16 protein-coding genes are annotated in these 16,356 nt (G+C 67.2%); 6 read left to right on the forward strand and 10 right to left on the reverse strand.

Translation table 11 applies throughout. The annotated features are described in order from the left end of the window. Positions 1 to 6: 6 nt before the first annotated feature. The gene (locus tag ACNS84_RS14430) at positions 7 to 810 is read right to left on the reverse strand and encodes an ABC transporter permease (protein ID WP_435075556.1); all 804 of its coding nucleotides are present in this window, start codon (positions 808 to 810) and stop codon (positions 7 to 9) included. Continuing rightward, a complete protein-coding gene (locus ACNS84_RS14435) occupies positions 810 to 1,835 on the reverse strand; it encodes an ABC transporter substrate-binding protein (protein ID WP_435075557.1) in 1,026 nt (341 codons plus the stop codon). The genes ACNS84_RS14430 and ACNS84_RS14435 overlap by 1 nt, the downstream gene beginning before the upstream one ends. Positions 1,836 to 2,056: 221 nt before the next feature. Here ACNS84_RS14435 and ACNS84_RS14440 point away from each other — a divergent pair, with 221 nt between their 5' ends. The 3 genes from ACNS84_RS14440 to ACNS84_RS14450 all read left to right on the forward strand — a co-directional run bounded on the left by ACNS84_RS14440 (position 2,057) and on the right by ACNS84_RS14450 (position 3,796). Beyond that, positions 2,057 to 2,968, forward strand: coding sequence for a 1,4-dihydroxy-2-naphthoyl-CoA synthase (locus ACNS84_RS14440; protein ID WP_435075558.1), 912 nt, complete (start codon positions 2,057 to 2,059; stop codon positions 2,966 to 2,968). A gap of 138 nt (positions 2,969 to 3,106) precedes the next feature. Next, positions 3,107 to 3,328 (forward strand): hypothetical protein, encoded by a 222-nt coding sequence (locus ACNS84_RS14445; protein WP_435075559.1) that lies wholly within the window; start codon positions 3,107 to 3,109, stop codon positions 3,326 to 3,328. A gap of 99 nt (positions 3,329 to 3,427) precedes the next feature. Further along, positions 3,428 to 3,796, forward strand: coding sequence for a cupin domain-containing protein (locus ACNS84_RS14450; RefSeq protein WP_435075560.1), 369 nt, complete (start codon positions 3,428 to 3,430; stop codon positions 3,794 to 3,796). An 11-nt stretch (positions 3,797 to 3,807) separates the two neighbouring features. On the opposite strand, the gene ACNS84_RS14455 is transcribed toward ACNS84_RS14450, so the two are convergent. From ACNS84_RS14455 to ACNS84_RS14465, 3 genes are all read right to left on the reverse strand, one after another. Next, positions 3,808 to 4,530 (reverse strand): hypothetical protein, encoded by a 723-nt coding sequence (locus ACNS84_RS14455; protein WP_435075561.1) that lies wholly within the window; start codon positions 4,528 to 4,530, stop codon positions 3,808 to 3,810. 76 nt (positions 4,531 to 4,606) lie between these two features. Next, positions 4,607 to 5,158 carry a hypothetical protein gene (locus ACNS84_RS14460; RefSeq protein WP_435075562.1) on the reverse strand — a complete coding sequence of 184 codons (552 nt, stop codon included), beginning with the start codon at positions 5,156 to 5,158 and terminating at the stop codon, positions 4,607 to 4,609. Between the two features lie 56 nt (positions 5,159 to 5,214). Then, entirely contained in the window at positions 5,215 to 5,559 is a 345-nt protein-coding gene (locus ACNS84_RS14465; protein WP_435075563.1) for a hypothetical protein, read from the reverse strand. Between the two features lie 114 nt (positions 5,560 to 5,673). Between ACNS84_RS14465 and ACNS84_RS14470 the strand changes: the two genes are divergently transcribed. Next, complete coding sequence (locus tag ACNS84_RS14470) at positions 5,674 to 8,370, forward strand: AAA domain-containing protein (protein ID WP_435075564.1); 2,697 nt, start codon at positions 5,674 to 5,676, stop codon at positions 8,368 to 8,370. Positions 8,371 to 8,766: 396 nt separating this feature from the next. On the opposite strand, the gene ACNS84_RS14475 is transcribed toward ACNS84_RS14470, so the two are convergent. The 3 genes from ACNS84_RS14475 to ACNS84_RS14485 all read right to left on the reverse strand — a co-directional run bounded on the left by ACNS84_RS14475 (position 8,767) and on the right by ACNS84_RS14485 (position 11,154). Beyond that, the gene (locus ACNS84_RS14475; protein WP_435075565.1) at positions 8,767 to 9,105 is read right to left on the reverse strand and encodes a DUF7344 domain-containing protein; all 339 of its coding nucleotides are present in this window, start codon (positions 9,103 to 9,105) and stop codon (positions 8,767 to 8,769) included. A gap of 49 nt (positions 9,106 to 9,154) precedes the next feature. Continuing rightward, the gene (locus tag ACNS84_RS14480) at positions 9,155 to 9,958 is read right to left on the reverse strand and encodes a helix-turn-helix domain-containing protein (protein WP_435075566.1); all 804 of its coding nucleotides are present in this window, start codon (positions 9,956 to 9,958) and stop codon (positions 9,155 to 9,157) included. A gap of 98 nt (positions 9,959 to 10,056) precedes the next feature. Beyond that, positions 10,057 to 11,154, reverse strand: a complete 1,098-nt coding sequence (locus ACNS84_RS14485) for a phosphoribosylaminoimidazolesuccinocarboxamide synthase (protein WP_435075567.1) — start codon at positions 11,152 to 11,154, stop codon at positions 10,057 to 10,059. Between the two features lie 162 nt (positions 11,155 to 11,316). Between ACNS84_RS14485 and ACNS84_RS14490 the strand changes: the two genes are divergently transcribed. After that, positions 11,317 to 11,904 carry a tRNA (cytidine(56)-2'-O)-methyltransferase gene (locus tag ACNS84_RS14490; RefSeq protein WP_435075568.1) on the forward strand — a complete coding sequence of 196 codons (588 nt, stop codon included), beginning with the start codon at positions 11,317 to 11,319 and terminating at the stop codon, positions 11,902 to 11,904. A 12-nt stretch (positions 11,905 to 11,916) separates the two neighbouring features. Here ACNS84_RS14490 and ACNS84_RS14495 read toward each other — a convergent pair whose 3' ends face one another. Next, entirely contained in the window at positions 11,917 to 13,398 is a 1,482-nt protein-coding gene (locus tag ACNS84_RS14495) for an ATPase domain-containing protein (RefSeq protein ID WP_435075569.1), read from the reverse strand. Positions 13,399 to 13,669: 271 nt separating this feature from the next. On the opposite strand from ACNS84_RS14495, the gene ACNS84_RS14500 reads away from it, so the two are divergent. Next, complete coding sequence (locus ACNS84_RS14500; protein WP_435075570.1) at positions 13,670 to 15,208, forward strand: PAS domain-containing protein; 1,539 nt, start codon at positions 13,670 to 13,672, stop codon at positions 15,206 to 15,208. A 46-nt stretch (positions 15,209 to 15,254) separates the two neighbouring features. Here the strand turns inward: ACNS84_RS14500 and ACNS84_RS14505 are convergent, their stop codons facing one another. Next, positions 15,255 to 16,262: a hypothetical protein gene (locus ACNS84_RS14505; RefSeq protein WP_435075571.1), complete on the reverse strand. Its 1,008-nt coding sequence runs from the start codon at positions 16,260 to 16,262 to the stop codon at positions 15,255 to 15,257. Positions 16,263 to 16,356 lie beyond the last annotated feature (94 nt).

Consider the following 16,356-nt stretch of genomic DNA (forward strand, 5'->3'; position numbering starts at 1 on the left):
CCTCGTTCACGCTCGCCACACTAACACTCTCCGTTGGACCACGCGGAACGCCACGTCGACGAGGAGGTACATCAGGCTCAACACGAGGATGTACGCGATCACTTTGTCGACGAGGAGGTTGTTGCTCGCGCGCAGTATCTCGCGGCCGACGCCCGGCACGCCGAAGATCTCGGAGGCGACCACGAGCATCCAGCAGCGGCCGAGTCCGGTTCGAATCCCCGTCAGAATGCCCGGCAACGACGCCGGAAGGACGACCGAGCGCACCATGTCGAGGTCGCCGCGCACGCCGAGCGTGCGACCCACGTCCAGCAGGTCGGCCGAGACGCCCTCGACGGCCCCGTACGACGCGTAGTAGTTGATCCAGAACGCGCCGACGGCGATGATGAACGCCGCGCCGGCGTCGTTGATCCCGAACCACGCAATCGCGAAGCCGATCAGCGCGAGCGGCGGGACCGGCCGGAGCGTCCGGACGAGCGGGGCGGTCACGTCATCGAGGAAGCCGCTCCAGGAGAACGCGACGCCGGCGGCCACGCCGAGCCCCGTGCCGACGATCGTGCCGGGGACCCAGTGGCGGATACTCGACCACAGGGCGGTCGTCATCGTCCCGGAGGCGAGCTCCGCCGCGAACGCGTCGGCGACCGCCACGGGCGACGGCAGAACGTACGACGGCTGCGTGAGCGAGGCCACGTACCAGAGGAGCACGAACCCGGCGATACCGACGGCGCTGCGGCCGAGCCGCCGGGGATCCTCCGGGACGAGGCCGGTTCGCAGTTCGCTCGCGTCGAACCGATCGCCAACGTCGGTCGACATCAGAGCGACTCGTACACCTCGAAGTCGAAGATCGCCTCGTTCGAGAGCTGTTCGTCGATCTGTCCGTTGCTCGCCGCGAACTCCGAGAACACGGGGGTCGCCTCAGCGATCGCGTTGGGGTCGGTGACGAAGTTCGACAGCGGCGAGTCGAGCGCCGTCCGGGCGCGGTCGGCCGGCATGCCGATCCCCGACTCAACGTGTCCGGCGGTCGCGTCCGGGCTCTCGCCGATGAACTCGGTGGCGCGGCGGTGCTGTTCGAGGAACTGCGCGGCGAGCGGCGAGTCGCGGACCGCGTCGCTCATCAGGGTAACCGCCGCGGGCTGGCCGGGGAGGATCTCCGCGGCCGTCCGGAGCATCGTGACGGACGATCCCTCCTCGGCGGCGATCGTCGGCACCGGCTCCATGATCGAGGTACCGTCGATCTCGTCGTTGGCGATCGCCTGCCAGACGGCGCTGGCGCCGTTGATCTCGATGATCTCGACGGCGTCGTTCGAGGCCGGGTCGACGCCGGTCTCCTGCAGCCAGTAGCGGAGCAGCACGTCGGGGACGCTCCCCTGCGGGAAGGTGCCGAAGCGGAACGGGCGCCCGTTCTCTTCGGCCCACGTCGCGAACGCGTCGCCGCCCTCGGCCTCGAACGTCTCGTGGAACGACTCCTCGGCCATGATCCCCATCGGCTCGCGGATGTTCGCCGCCGTCACCTGCGCGGAGATCCCCCGGTCGATGACGATCATCGCCGGCACGATACCGAACATCGCGACGTCGATGTCGCCGCCGCCGAACGCCTGAACGATCGCCGGGCCGTCGGTGAACTCCTGCCCGGTGACCTCGGCGTCGATCTCGGAGAAATACTCCTCGCCCTCCATCACGTACCACTGGAGGTCCGGGTAGATCGGCATGTGCGCGACCGTCAGTTCGTCGAGTCCGCCGCCGCTGCCGCCGAGGCATCCCGCGAGGCCGAGCGTGGCGGAACCGCCCGCGGCCGCGAGGAATGACCGGCGAGTCGTCGAGGAAACCGTCTCGTACATACTAACGCAACGGTTTCTGGGGTAAACACCCTCGCGCCACCAGCAACGACGGCGCGTTCCGGTGACGGGCGACAGGACGTTCATGGCTCGATCGCACGCTCGGGAGGCCCCTGCGGGGGAGTCCGACCGATCGCCGCCAGTCACAGGACGACGCAATACTTGCGATCGCCGATCGAAACCTATTCGCCGTCGTTTATTTGCCCGCCCGTTAACGGTGCGGTATGGTCTCGGATATCTTCGACCCCGACGCGTGGGAGCCGGTCACGGACGAGTTCGACGACGTCACCTACCACCGCGGCGTCGACGTGCCGGTCGTCCGTATCGCGTTCGACCGGCCCGAGGTCCGGAACGCGTTCCGACCGGGCACCGTCGACGAGCTGTACGCCGCGCTCGACCACGCCCGGAAGCAGGCGGACGTCGGCTGCGTGCTGCTGACGGGCAACGGCCCCTCCGAGAAAGACGGCGGCTGGGCGTTCTGTTCCGGCGGCGACCAGTCGGTTCGGGGCGGTTCCGGCTACGAGTACCGCGACGACGACGAGGCGGGCGACGAGGACGACCCGCTCGTCAAGGAGGCCCGCGCCGGCCGGCTCCACATCCTCGAAGTCCAGCGGCTGATCCGGTTCATGCCCAAGCCCGTCGTCGCGGTCGTCCCCGGCTGGGCGGTCGGCGGGGGCCACTCGCTCCACGTCGTCTGCGACATGACGCTCGCCAGCGACGAGCACGCGAAGTTCCTCCAGACCGACCCCGACGTGGCCTCCTTCGACGGCGGGTTCGGCTCGGCGTACCTCGCGAAACAGATCGGCCAGAAGAAGGCCCGCGAGGTGTTCTTCCGCGGGAAGACCTACTCCGCCGAGGAGGCCGCGGACATGGGGATGGTCAACGAGGCGGTCCCGCACGAGGAGTTGGAGGAGGTGGCGCTGGAGTGGGCCGACGAGATGACGAAGAAGTCGCCGACCGCGATGCGCATGCTGAAGTACGCGTTCAACATGGCCGACGACGGGCTGGTCGGCCAGCAGGTGTTCGCGGGCGAGGCGACCCGCTTGGCGTACATGACCGACGAGGCGCAGGAGGGCCGCGACGCCTTCTTGGAGAAGCGCGACCCCGAGTTCCGCGACTACCCGTGGCATTACTGAGGGGCGCCGCAACTCGCTCGAGGTCGGCACGGGTGGTGGCCCCGGCGAACGCGTATCGACGCGGCGCGCCGCCGGGCGTTATCGAACGTCGATTCCAGTTCACCAACACTTAGACCCGCGGAGCATCTGCCCAGAGACATGGTCTTGGAACCGACGGGGCTGGGGTGGTCTCTGAAAGGCCGGATCGCTCTCGGCGTCTGGGGGCTCGCCGTCCTCGCCGTCCTCAGTTTCGCTTTCGACGTGTTAGGCATAACGGGCGTGGAGCTGGCCGTGGTCGGCGTCGTCGTCGCCGCGGGGTCGTTCTACGGGATATTTATGCCGCTCTGGCGGCGCCTCCCGGAGGACGCGAGACGGAGTTGACCGCGCGGCGACCGAAGCGTGCCCGCGGAGCCGGAAGGCCGGGGACGAAACAGGCGTCCGCCGCGGCCGTTTATAAGCGTGAAGCGCCCAGCGGAACGCATGGAAAAGGTGAGCCTCGCAGACGCGTTCGCGTCCATCGACGAGTCTTGGAACCCCCACCTCGCCGGGGAGCTGAACGGACAGGCCGTGAAGCTCGCGAAGGCCGAGGACGAGTTCGTCTGGCACAGCCACGCCGACGCCGACGAGCTGTTCCTCGTCACGGCGGGGCGGCTCCGGATCGAGTTCCGGGACGACGACGACGCGGTGTTGGACGCCGGGGAACTGATCGTCGTCCCCCGCGACACCGAGCACCGCCCGGTCGCCGAGCCGGAGGCGGAGATTCTGCTGTTCGAGCCGGCCGGCACACGGAACACGGGCGACGTGGAGAACGAACTGACGCGCGAGGAGTTGGAGCGCGTCGACGGCTGACGCGGACGCGACTACTCCTCGGGCAGCCACGCCGGTCGGGTCACCGTCGCGTTCCCGAAGTCGGTGACTTCGTACGTCGTCCGCCGGGAGAATCCGTCGTTCCCTCTCGTGACGTTGTACGCCGCGATGTACCCTGCCTCGGTGACGACGACGTGCCCGGTCGCGTTGTCCGCCGGGACGCCGACGGGGTCCTCGATGCCGGTCACGTTGTACCTGACGGCGGTTCGCCCCTCCACCGTGACCGTCTCGGTCGCGTCGAGGTCGAGCTCCGTCAGCGGTCGCCTGACCCCCTCTTGCGAGGCCACGCCGGCCGGCGTCCAGCGCTCGTCGGGGTTCCGGGTCAGCTCTCCCGTCGCCGGATCGTACTCGAACGCGCCCTCGGCGCTGAAGTAGTAACGCATGGGACCGCCGAACTGGGTGTCAGACCACCGCACCGAGACGGTGCCGTTCTCGGCGTCGAACGTCCGCACCACCGTGCGGTTGCCGTCCTCGTCGACGATGGCCAGCCGACTGCGACGGGAGGTGTTGTGCAGCGTCTCCTCGTGCGTTCGCAGCGCGACGGAGAGGTCCGCGATCCCGTCCTGTGACCACCCGGACGGGTACGAGAAGTCGTCCACCGTCGAGTCCGGCCCCGACGCCTGTCCGTCGGTGACGGGCAGGGCCGTACAGCCGGCCGAGAGGACGAGCGCGACCAGTGCCATGGCTCGGAGGGAGCGTCGAAGCGGGAGGGCCATGCCGAACAGTGACCGGCCTCGGGTGAAGACGTTTGTGGGCACTCCGCGGCGGGTCGCGGGTCGCGGCCCGCCCGCCTCAGTGGAACCCGCGGTCGACGTCGTCCTCGTCGATGAGGTCCTCCAGCTCCGACGAGAGGAGCGCCTCGGCCTCGTCGAAGGTGTCTGAGAGCTCGTCGAGCTCGTCGGGGCGCCCGTCGAACCGGTAGTCCATCGGGCCGAACGCGGGTGAGTCGACCGCCTCCATCACGTCCTCGAACAAGTGGTCCGGGCTCGTCGGCGCCTCCGCGTGGACCTTCAGCGTCTCGCGCAGCCGCGTCGCGACGTCCGTCGCCGCCGCCTCGTCCTCGGGCACCGATTGCACCGCGAACCGACCGGGTGACTCCTCGTTCGGGAGGAGGGAGTCGAGTTCGTCGTCGACCTTGCGGGCCACTCTCGCGCCGACGCCGCGGAGGTCACGGGGGTTCTTCGCGTACGTCTTGAGGTGGTAGACGCCGACGTTCGGGTGGCCGAAGTAGAGGTCCTCGCCGAGGCCTTCGCGTCGGGAGCCGGCGACGGCCCGCCAGCCGTCCGGGTCGGTCGAGTCGCTCGCGACGTCGGCGAGGATGTCGTCCCAGTCTCGTACGCGCATGTCGGCGTATCCTTATAAGTGAACGCGCATGAGCGTGTCGGTCGCTGACGCGGGTCTCACTCGCGCGTGCGCCGGTATCCCAGCCGCGCGAGCAGCGCCGTCCCGGCCGCGAGGAAGACGAGCGAGACCGGCGTGACGCTGCCGACCGCGACGTCGACGACGCCCCACAGCACGAGCCCGGCGTACAGGGCGACACGGAACCGGTCCGTGTCGAACCCCTCGACCGCCGCGCCCCAGACGACGATGGCCGCGATGTAGCCGTTGACCACGACGTCGCCGAGAGCGGTGAGCCCCTGCGTCTCCAGTCGGGCGTAGCCGCTGACCGCGGACAGCACCGCCAGCGAGAGGACGAAGACGACGACCGCGGGGCGCCCGTAGCGGGAGAGGGTCGAGTCGGTCATGGAGTCACGTCGCGACCGCAGTCGCAAGTCGATTTCGGGTCGGGTCGGACGGCCTCGACGGGAGAGCGGACGATCCACCGACAGCGTTTTTCGAGCCCGTCGCGGATGTCGGCCGTGAACGTTCGGGGGCCGATCCTCTCCGTCGGAGAGTCGCGGACGGTGTCGACGTCGTACGGAGATCGCGATCTCCGCGAGCTCCGGGTCCGGCCCGAGCGCGGCGCGGGCGACCCCGTCGACGTGACGCTGTGGGGAAAGTGGGCGGAGACCGCCGAACACGCCGAGACGGGCATGGAACTGCTCGTCACCGACGCAGAGGAGGACGAGTTCGGCGGCGAGACGGGGTACGCGACCACCGGGGAGTCGTGGGTCGTGCTCGAGCCAGACTTCCTCGTCGACGTGACCGGAATCCGCTCGTGGGTGCAGTGCCCGCGGATGTACTATTTAAACAAGCTGTCTGGAATCCCGCTCAACTACCCCGTCGTCAAGGGGACGGTCGTCCACGAGGTGTTCGGCGACCTGCTCCGCGGGATGGACCTGGAGGACTCGGTCGCGGACCGCGTCGAGGAGGCCGGCCTCGAACTCGGGCTGCTGGGCTACGAACCCGAGGAGGTCGCAGACGAGGTGCGCCGCAACGCGGCGGCTATCGAGGGGTGGCTCGCGCAGGGCACACTCTCCGACGCGGACACGTGGCGGTCGGAGTTCACCCTTATCTCGCCGACGTTTGGCTTGAAAGGGCGCGCCGACGCGCTCCGGCGCGGCACCCCCGTCGAACTGAAGACGGGCAAGAACACCAAGCGGGAGCCGCGCTTCCACGACAAGATCCAGGCGGCCTGCTACGCGCTGATGCTCGACGAGCGCGGCGTCGACCCCGACATCGGAACGCTGCTGTACACGAAGAACACCGCCCTGGACCGCAACGAGGAGAGCGGTGACTTGGCGCCCGCGAAGGAGTTCTCGGTGGGGCGGGGCCTGCTGGAGTTCGTCGTCCGCGAGCGCAACGCCCTCGCGGCGATGGAGTGGCGCGCGCTCAACGACCCCGGCGAGCGCCCCACCGTGCCCACGGGGTACGAGGCCGACGCGAAGTGCCAGTACTGCTTCGAGCAGGATACCTGTATGGTCGTCTCCGGCCGTCTCGATCAGGAGTCGAAGGCCGGCTCGGTCGGGACCCCCGTCCCCGACGAGGAGCGCGAGTACTTCGACCGTTTTTATAAGGCGCTGGAGGAAGAGCGCCGCGAGACCCACGCCGAGTACCGGAAACTGTGGGAGCAGACCCCCGAGGAGCGCGCCGCGGACGACCGCGCGCTGATCGACCTCGAACCGGTCTCACAGACCGAGATCGACGACGCCCGGTGGCGGCTCCGCGCCCGGAAGCACGACGACGCCGTCTCCAAGCTCCGCGAGGGAGACGTGGCGCTCGCCAGCGACGGCGACCCGATAGGCGGGCACGCCGAACTCGGCCGCATCGTCGAACTCGGCGACGAGGTCGTCGTCGTCGAGACCGACGAGCCCGTCGAACTGCGGCGGCTCGACGTTTACCCCTCGGAGATATCCGTCGACCGGTCGCTCACCGCCCTCCACGACGCGATCTTAAAAGGGAGCGATCGGCGGAAGGACGTGCTGTTCGGACGACGCGAGCCGAAGTTCCGGACGGAGAGCGAGCGTCCCGCCGACGCTCCCGACGCCTACATCGACAACAACGCGTCGCAGAACGAGGCCGTCGAACTCGCCGTCGACGCCGAGGACTGCGCGCTGATCCACGGCCCGCCGGGCACCGGGAAGACGTACACCATCGCCCGGACGATCCGCGCGCTCGTCGAGGAGGGGAACCGGGTGCTGCTCTCGGCGTTCACCAACCGCGCGGTCGACAACGCCCTCGAGGCGCTCCGCGACCAGGGGTTCGACGACGTGCTTCGCGTGGGGAGCGAGACGGGCGTCCGCGACGACATGCAAGACGTGCGGCTCGTCCAGCGCGGCGACCCGAACGAGAAGGCCGCCGAGCTACGGGACGCGCCCGTCGTCGCCGCCACCACCGCGGCCTGCGGCTCCCGCGTCGTGCGCGAGTGCGAGTTCGACGTGGCGCTCGTCGACGAGGCCTCGCAGCTCACGGAGCCGGGGACGCACGCCGCGATCAACCTCGCGGACCGGTTCGTCCTCGTCGGCGACCACGAGCAGTTGCCGCCCGTCGTCCGCGCCGAGAACGACCTTCGGACCTCCCTCTTCCAGCGGCTCATCGAGACCTATCCCGACGCGAGCGTCATGCTCGACCGGCAGTACCGCATGAGCCAGCGCATCCAAGCGTTCGCCTCCGCGGAGTTCTACGACGGCGCGCTCCGGCCGGCCACGCCCGAGGTGGCGGGACAGACACTCCGCGACCTCGGCGTCGACCCCGACGACCTCCCCGACGGGCTTGCCGACGGCGTCAACTTCGTCGATCCGGACGGGAGCCGCGACGGCAACCGGAACGTCCGGGAGGCCGAGCGCGTCGCCGAGGTCGTCGACGCCTACCTCGCGGCGGGCGTCGACCCGGACGACGTGGGCGTCATCGCCCCCTTCCGTGCACAGGTCGCAGAGATCGGTCGACGGACCCCGGTGACGGTCGACACCGTCGACCGCTTCCAGGGCTCCTCGAAGGAGGTTATCGTGTTCTCGCTCGTCGCGACCGGCGACCTCGACGGACCGATTTTCGACGACCACCGCCGGATGAACGTCGCGCTCACGCGGGCGAAAAAGCAGTTGACCCTCGTCGGCGACGCCGAGGCGCTCGGCTCGGAACCGTTCTACGAGCGCATGCTGAACTGGGCGCAGCGATAGGAGAGACCGGCTCTGTTGAAACCCTCAGTCGCGGATAGTTTGTTGAAAAGCGTGCTGAATAGAGCGCGCGAATCGGTCAAGTCCGTTGGGTCAAACGAGCGCAGAGGGATTACTCAAGTTCTTGCTCAGAAGTTGGGATCAAACTGTCGGGTCGATGCCGGAAGTTCGACTGCTGAAGAGATTTTTCGCTGTCAGACTGGGGTCATTATGTTCTTCTTGTTCGCCAATCATGGACATTGAGTAGGCCGGTTTGTGTTTGAGAGCACGCATCAGCCGGATGAGTGGGCCACCTGGTCGAATCGTGGCCCGCTCCGAGTGGAGCGTGAACCAATCTCACTTGATATACCTTTCTGACAATCGGACGCTTTTGAAGCGGCTAATCTCCCCATCCGGTGGTCAGAGCCCTCCGTCCGGTAGTTCGTCGGAATGGTTGTGGATCAGTTCCAGCAACGGACGGATTTCATCGAAGCGCGGTCCTTTTCGCACCTCGTTCATCTCCCTGTTCCATCTGATGAATCCCGCGTCTTCCATCTTCGGGAGGTGCACGTGGGTCATCTGCACCCTGAGGGTTTCCAAATCCCCATCCTCTACTGTGGCTTCGACCGGAGTCTGTGTATCGTCGTCATCCTGTGGATTGTGTTCCAGAAGCGCGATCAGTAGTCTGCGACGATAATGGTTCGCAAGGATGTCAAGAGTGACATCAAGTGGCCGCTGATTAGTTCCCGGACTCGTCATATCGTCCCTACTAGAGATAGGTACGGCACCAGAACAAAAAATTAGAGCCTTACGAGTCAACCCAGCTGTACCTGTCACCGTTTTCGAGCAGTTCCCTGAAGATGGTCGCGTAGGCTTTGCGAAGGTGTTCGTGGAACGCCTGCTTCGAAATTCCCATACGGTCGGCTAGCTCCTCACCTGTACTCATACGCGGTTGCTCGTAGTAGCCCCCGAAGTATGCCAACCGTAGTGCCGTCTGTTGACGACCTGTCAGCTGGTCTTCGATGAGGGGGCGCAGGATACTTGTCGTGCGGATTTCTTGCAATGAGACGAGTTCGAGGTCGGGAAAAAGGTCGTGAACGGTCTCTTCGACTTCGTCGATATTTATGTCGGGTCGAAAGTCCGCGACTATGTGGACACCTTGCTCATCGTAGACCGCCGATTTGGTTTCTCCATCGAATTCATTGAATGCTGAGAATAACGACCGGGACGACCCGTGTACCTCAAATCGGTGAGTGTTGCCCACAGTGCTCAACAGTCGTGCATCCAAGGTTGTCGGAAACTCTACTACCGTTTCAGCTATATTCGTCTGAGAGCCTCCAGTGACCGTCCAATACTGGAGATGTGTATCGTCGGGCAATTGCACGATAGAGTCCACGACAATCGTTAATTCCTCTTCGAATTGTTCCCGAAACGGCTCTGCGAGGGCCTCGGAACGAAACTCGAATCTGAGGCGCGGTTGTCGCTGAAGGTGTTCCTCACTTACGTCGGATTGCCCTGCTGACTCCGGTGGACTCCCCGATGTCATTATGCGACAGTACGTGATGGAAGTACATTCAATCTTTCCACCCGGTCCCTTCACAGGGAAGGACATGGGGGTTAACCAATACGGCCTCTGTATGTGTCACGCCACACCTATCAAATTCTGAGAGTTTCAACAGAGCCGAGAGACCGACTTTCGGGGGAACGCCTTCAGAGCCCGTCGACCGCGTCCAGCGCGGCCTCGATATCGGGGACGTCGAACCACTCCCGGCCGGTGTAGGCGTTCGTGCCGGCCGCGTACAGCGCCGAGACCGCGTCGACGACCACCGAGGGGAGCGGGTCGGGGTCGCGCTCGCAGAGTTCGCGCCAGTCGTCGATCTCGCGGCCCGCGACCGCCGTCTTCGCCTCCTTCACGGCGTCGACCCACTCGGGGTCGTTCGCCCGATACCACTGCCGGACGACCTCCTTCGAGATCCCTCGCCCGTCGTACGAGAAGCGGTTCTCGTCGAACGTGCCGACCACGTCGGCGACGCGCAGTTCGCCCTCGGCGTACAGGCACTCGATCTTCCCGTCCTCGTGGGCGAAGCCGGCGGCCTCGGCGCGCTCGGTGACGACGCGGTTCACGTCCAGCGCGAGCGATTCGAGGGCGTCGATGTCAGCGGCGCCCGCGATCCGGTCTGCTTCTTCCCGGGTCAGGTAGCGATCCTGCTCCTCGTACTTCGTGGAGAACTCCACGACCGGCTGCGGGAGGTCCACGGGCTCGTCCGGCCACTCGTCGGCGTCGATAGCGGGGTCCGCATCGAGGCCGAAGTCGGTGGGGACGGTGCGTCGGCGCAGGCTGGACCCGATCGGGACGCGGTTCCGAAAGACGACCTCCAGCGGGACGAGGTAGTGCTCCCCGCCCGCGGCGTGGAAGGCGTCGTAGTCGTAGTCGGCCTCCGGCCCGTCGTACGGGAGGTCGGGGACCTGCGTCAGGTCGATGGCCATCTCCGTCGGTGGGGCGGTGGCGTCGGCGAGGGGGACGGGGTCGGGTTCGCTCTCGCCGGCCGCTCCCGACTCGCTCCCGGCCTCGTCACCCGTCTCGCCCGGGTCGACGACGCCGCGGTAGTGGGTCGGGACGCCTTCGGCCTCCAACAGCTCGAAGTTGAACGCGCCCATCGTGCAGAGGCTCGCGCCCTTCCGCGGGATGGCGTCGGGCATCTGCCCCCAGTCGAACACCGAGTACGCGTCCGTGAAGACGAACCGACCGCGGCCGAGGGAGTCGGCGGTCGCGGGCTCGTCGACGCGGAACTCCTTGACGCTCGTCATACCTCACCCGGCGACCGCCTCCCCCATGAATCTTTCACTTACGTGGTCACCTGTTCGCTCTGACGCGGATGATGATCCACGAATGTGGAGTACGACCGACGCCGGGAGCCCCCGTACGACCGCATCGAAAGGACCACACTTGTCGCGGGCGCATCGCCGTCCATGCACGAGGCGCGCGAGGTCGTCGTCCTCCGGTACGGCCACCGACCGGGACGCGACGACCGCATGACGACGCACGTGGGGCTCACGGCCCGGGCGCTGGGGGCGGACCGCGTGGTCTTCCCCGACAACGCCGGCCAGTCCGCGGAGACGGTCCGGGACATCACCGACCGGTTCGGCGGCCCGTTCGCGGTCGAACTCCGGGAGGACCAGAAGGCCATCGTCAGAGACTGGGAGGGCGTCGTGGTCCACCTGACGATGTACGGCGAACGGGTACAGGACGTCGAGGAAGCGATCCGCGAGGCCGTCGGGCTGAACGACGGGGACGAGGGGCCGGCGACACCCCGCGACCTCCTCATCGTCGTCGGCGGTGAGAAGGTGCCGTGGGCGCTGTACGAGCGCGCGGACTTCAACGTGGGCGTGACGAATCAGCCGCACTCGGAGGTCGCCGGGCTCGCGGTGTTCCTCGACCGGCTGTTCGAGGGTGCGGAGCTGGATCGGGAGTGGGCCGACGCCGACCGCGAGGTGATCCCAGAATCCACCGGGAAGACCGTCGTCGACGCCGACGAGGCGGACGCGGAGTCGGGCTGAGGCCGCCCCCGGTCAGTCCTCGTCGTGCGGTTCCCACCCGTCCGCGCCGTCGACGAGCTCGGGCGCCCCGCTGAGGATGCCGCGCAGCCCCGACATCGGCTCGCCGACCGTGACGCCGTCCGAGGTGATACGGAACTCCCGGATCGTCCGCTCGAAGTCGCTCGTCCGCTTTTTCAGCACGCCGATCGCCTTCCGCATCTCGCCTTGTACCTCCAAGTGTCGGAGGAACACGATGTTGTCGGCGAGGTAGCTGATGTTCTCGACGGTCGCCTGGAAGTCGCCGGTGATGTTCCGCGTCTCGTCGATGAACACCGCTGTCACGCCCATGTTCTTGAGATACCGGCCCAGCGCGTGGAGCTGTTGGAGCATCATTCCGTCTTCGCCGCGGAGCGTCAGTCGGTACCCCGCGATGCCGTCGACCATCACGAGGTCGGCGTCGCGCTCTTCGACTTCGGTCCGGACCATCCGGGCGAACTCCTGTGGCGACCGTTCGAGCGCTTCCACTTCGATCACATCGAGCGTCCCGCGCTCCATCATCTCGTCGACCGGGATGCCGACGGCTCGGGACCGCGTGAGGAACGTCTGCCGGTTCTCCTCGAACAGGTAGATAACCGAGCGCTCCCCGCGTTCGGCAGCCTCCTTCATGAACTGCGTGCTCAGCGTCGTCTTCCCGACGCCGGTCGGACCGCTGATGATGCTGACCGTTCCGCGTTCGAGTCCGCCGTGGAGTAAGTCGTCAAGCCCCTCGATCCCCGACGACAGCTGTTTGGAGGTGAACTCGCCGGTGTAGTTCCCGGGTTGGAGCGCCGGGAACACCTCGATCCCCTCGCCGGTCACGCGGTAGGCGTGCTCTCCTCTCTGCGTCGACGAGCCGCGGAACTTCGGCACCTCGACCGTCTTCCCGTACTCCTTGACTCCGAGCCGGATCGTCCCGTCCGTGATGAACTCCAAGTCGTCGGTCGGTAGCGAGTCGGTGTTCTGGACGGTGAAGACCACGGTCGCGCTCTCGTCTTTCAGGAACCGCATGAACCCGACTACCTGCTTTCGGAACTGGTAGTCGTCGGACAGCAGGAATCGGAACTGAGTCAACGGGTCGACGACGACGCGGTCCGGGTCAACGGCGGTGACGCTCTCCACGATCCGATCGGTGAGCGGCCCACTCTCGACCTCCTCCGGCACGAACACCTCGTACGACTGGTCCTCGGTGAACACGTCGGCACTCGGGCTCAAATCGAGAAACTTGATCGCGTCCGTGTCGAACCCCAGCGCGGCCGCGTTCGCCTTGAGGTCGCGGACGTCCTCCTCCAAGTTGATGAACAGCGACGTCTCTCCCTGCTCGACGCCCTGCTGGAGGAAGTGAAAGCTCATGATCGTCTTCCCGCTGCCCGCTTGACCCCGTATCATGTAGCTCCGCTCCGGAATGAACCCCCCGTCTAGTACCTCATCTAGGCCCGCGACCCCGGTCGAAAGCCGATCGGGCAGAGAATCAGACATGGCGATCACTCCGCGCGAGGGTTATTAAAAATGGGCCTTGTTTACTCTTCAGATGGTGATAGGTATCGGCGGCCGCACCGAGTACGGGGCGCAATTCAGTCAGTCGTCGGGTGACTTGGCCTCGCCGTCGGGTGTTTTCGACGCGTGCAAACCCCGTCGAAAGACGGCCGTCAACCCGCCCGCCGCTCGCCCATACTATTTCTAAGCTGTCACGTCAACGAGGTCAAGAATGGGTAACACTTAGTGGCCGTACGCTCAGAGTTTAAGGGTAATGGACACGGGTTCCGAGCGGTCCACTGCCGATCCATCCTCCGGGGACGGCAACCCGGCCGCCGAGGAGGCCGTCGGCGACGCCCCCGAGAGGGGGCCGCTCCCCCCTGAGGACGATCCCTGTGTCCTGCTGTTCATGCGTCCGGGTCGCGATCGCGAGTTGGTGGCCAATGCTCTGAGCGACCGGTTCACCGTCGAGTCGACGACGGACGTGGAGACGCTCGATTCGAATTTCGACTGCTGCGTGTTCGACGCCAACGAATTCAGCCGGGCCGCCGGGTCGATCCAGCGCCACCGCGACCGTGCCGATCCCGTCTTCCTCCCGTTCGTCCTACTCCTGAGCGACGGCGCGACCGAGGGGACCGTTGGGAACGCGTGGGACTACGTCGACGACGTGATCACGCTCCCGGTTCGGCGGCGGACCCTCTCCGGTCGGATCGCTAACCTCGTCCAGCGGCGGCGCACCTCGCTCCAACTTGCGGCTCGCGAGCGAGAGCTCTCGGACACCGTCGAGGACCTCCGCCTAAAGGAGCAGGCGATGGACGAGGCGCCGGTCGGGATATCGATCGCCGACCAGTCCGAGATGGGAGAGGCGGACAACCCGCTCGTCTACACGAACCTCGAATTCGAGTCGCTCACCGGCTACGGCTCCGAAGCGATCGGCGTCGACTGTCGGTTCCTACAGGGCGAGGCCACCGACCCGGAGACGATCGCGACGATCAGGGCGGCGATCGACGCGGAGCGACCGGTGGCGGTCGACATCCTGAACTACCGGCGCAACGGCCAGGCGTTCTGGAACCAACTCACGATCGCCCCGGTCCGCGACGAGGCGGGAGAAGTCACCCACTTCGTCGGATTCCAGTCGGACATCACGGACCGGAAGATTCGGGAACGACGATTGGAGGTGATGAACCGCGTGCTCAGCCACAACCTCCGGAACAAGATGAACCTCATCACCGGGTACGCGGAGCTGCTGCAGCAGGACGCCGCTGACATGTCGATGCAGTCGTCGCTTGATCGGATCGCCACAGCGGCGAACGAGTTGACGAGGATCGCCAACGAGGTCCAAAAGGTCGACCGCGTCCTGTCCACCCCGTCGCCGGCGAGGACGAAGACCGAGCTTCGAAGCCACCTAACTCAGCTGCGATCGCGTCTGGAGGACGCGTATCCCGACGTGACGATCGAGCTCTCCATGCCGTCGGGCGACCCGCTGGAAACCACGGCCGTCGGCCTGTTGGAAGCCGTCGAGGAGGCCGCGGAAAACGCCGCTAAACACATCGACGCGCCGGGCGGGTCGGTCGAAATACACGTCGAGCGCGAGTCTCCCGAGTGGATCGCGATCGAGGTCACTGACGACGGCCCCGGCATTCCCGACCACGAGACGAGCGTGCTCGGTCGGGGAGAGACGTCCGTGACGCACGGGTCGGGGCTGGGGCTGTGGAAGATACACTGGATCGTGGGCAAAGCGGGCGGGGATTTCACGATCGAATCGTCGAGCGAGGGGAGCACGCTCCGGATTCGGGTGCCCGCGCACCCCTGAGCGTCGGCGTCTAAGCAATGGCCGAGGGTCCGCGTGGCGAGACGCTTCAGAGCGGTCGCTTCGATCGCAGCAGCGCCAGCCGAAAGCGCGCCTCCTGCCGACTCGTCCCGCGCACGCGTCCCGTCTCGGCGTCGGCCATCGAGACGAACGACAGTCGGTCGAGCAATGGCGGCCAGTCGGCGGCGCCCGCCGCCTCGCCGGCGAACGCGACCGCGTTCCCGAGGCCGTCGCGTTCGGCGCTCCCGCGGCGCGCGACGGCGGCGTCGGCGTCCCGGCGGCCCCCGCTGACGTAGAGACGCTCACCGAGGACGGCCGGGACCCACGCCGGCAGCAGCAGCACCCACAGGAGGACGCCGGCGACCGTGTACGCCTGGTGAGGGATCCGGTTTCGCTCGGGCTCGTACCCGTGGATCCGGTTCACGCGCCGATCGGCCGCCGTCCGTTCTGGGCGGCGACCGACGAGCAGCGTCGCCAACAGCGCGACCGTCTCGACGAGCGCCAGCGCGGGCAGCAGGGCCGTCGTGATCGCGGCCTCGCGGGTCCGGAGCCGGACGAGCGCGTGGCGGAGCGCGGCGTCGCGGTCGGCGGCCGGGAGGTGGAGCAGCCGCGTCGAGACGACCAGCCGCGAGCCGCGGTAGCCGTCGGCGACGGCGACGTTGGCCGCGTCGGACCGGACGACCGTCACCGACGGGGCCTCGACGCCGACGTCAGCCGCGACGGTCGCGACGCGGTCGGCGACGAAGTCGGTCGGCCGGTCTTCGAGGTCGGCCTCGGGCAGCCGAGCGATCCGTCGGTCGACGAGCACCGGTCCGACCAGTGCCGAGGCGCCGAGCCCGAGGACGGCCGCGGCGAGCACGCCAGCGAGTGCCGGAGGGAGGCCGCCGAACGCGCCGGGACCGAGAACGCCGAGGCCGGCGGGGCCGAGGAGAACGGCGACGAGGACCAGCGGCACCGCGGCGAGCAGTACCGGGACCGTCGCGAGCGCGAGGCCGGCGACCGCTCGGCGGAGACGGATCCGGCCGGTCGAGTCGGCGGCAGCGCGGGACTCGCTCATTACGAACGGGTGTCCGAGGGACGGCGTAAAGCTTTGCCGGAGCCACCGGCGACCGACATCCGCGACCGCGCCAGCGGTGGCCCTTTCGGAGCTT

The organism is Halorubrum wangae (assembly GCF_051194135.1).
In the GTDB taxonomy this organism is placed as follows: Archaea; Halobacteriota; Halobacteria; order Halobacteriales; family Haloferacaceae; genus Halorubrum.

Coding starts and splice junctions, on each gene's coding strand:
- ACNS84_RS14455 (WP_435075561.1), bottom strand. CDS start 4,530: ATGGCCCTCCCGCTTCGACGCTCCCTCCGAGCCATGGCACTGGTCGCG.
- ACNS84_RS14465 (WP_435075563.1), bottom strand. CDS start 5,559: ATGACCGACTCGACCCTCTCCCGCTACGGGCGCCCCGCGGTCGTCGTC.
- ACNS84_RS14480 (WP_435075566.1), bottom strand. CDS start 9,958: ATGTCCTTCCCTGTGAAGGGACCGGGTGGAAAGATTGAATGTACTTCC.
- ACNS84_RS14430 (WP_435075556.1), bottom strand. CDS start 810: ATGTCGACCGACGTTGGCGATCGGTTCGACGCGAGCGAACTGCGAACC.
- ACNS84_RS14485 (WP_435075567.1), bottom strand. CDS start 11,154: ATGACGAGCGTCAAGGAGTTCCGCGTCGACGAGCCCGCGACCGCCGAC.
- ACNS84_RS14445 (WP_435075559.1), top strand. CDS start 3,107: ATGGTCTTGGAACCGACGGGGCTGGGGTGGTCTCTGAAAGGCCGGATC.
- ACNS84_RS14505 (WP_435075571.1), bottom strand. CDS start 16,262: ATGAGCGAGTCCCGCGCTGCCGCCGACTCGACCGGCCGGATCCGTCTC.
- ACNS84_RS14435 (WP_435075557.1), bottom strand. CDS start 1,835: ATGTACGAGACGGTTTCCTCGACGACTCGCCGGTCATTCCTCGCGGCC.
- ACNS84_RS14440 (WP_435075558.1), top strand. CDS start 2,057: ATGGTCTCGGATATCTTCGACCCCGACGCGTGGGAGCCGGTCACGGAC.
- ACNS84_RS14450 (WP_435075560.1), top strand. CDS start 3,428: ATGGAAAAGGTGAGCCTCGCAGACGCGTTCGCGTCCATCGACGAGTCT.
- ACNS84_RS14475 (WP_435075565.1), bottom strand. CDS start 9,105: ATGACGAGTCCGGGAACTAATCAGCGGCCACTTGATGTCACTCTTGAC.
- ACNS84_RS14500 (WP_435075570.1), top strand. CDS start 13,670: ATGGACACGGGTTCCGAGCGGTCCACTGCCGATCCATCCTCCGGGGAC.
- ACNS84_RS14460 (WP_435075562.1), bottom strand. CDS start 5,158: ATGCGCGTACGAGACTGGGACGACATCCTCGCCGACGTCGCGAGCGAC.
- ACNS84_RS14495 (WP_435075569.1), bottom strand. CDS start 13,398: ATGTCTGATTCTCTGCCCGATCGGCTTTCGACCGGGGTCGCGGGCCTA.
- ACNS84_RS14490 (WP_435075568.1), top strand. CDS start 11,317: ATGCACGAGGCGCGCGAGGTCGTCGTCCTCCGGTACGGCCACCGACCG.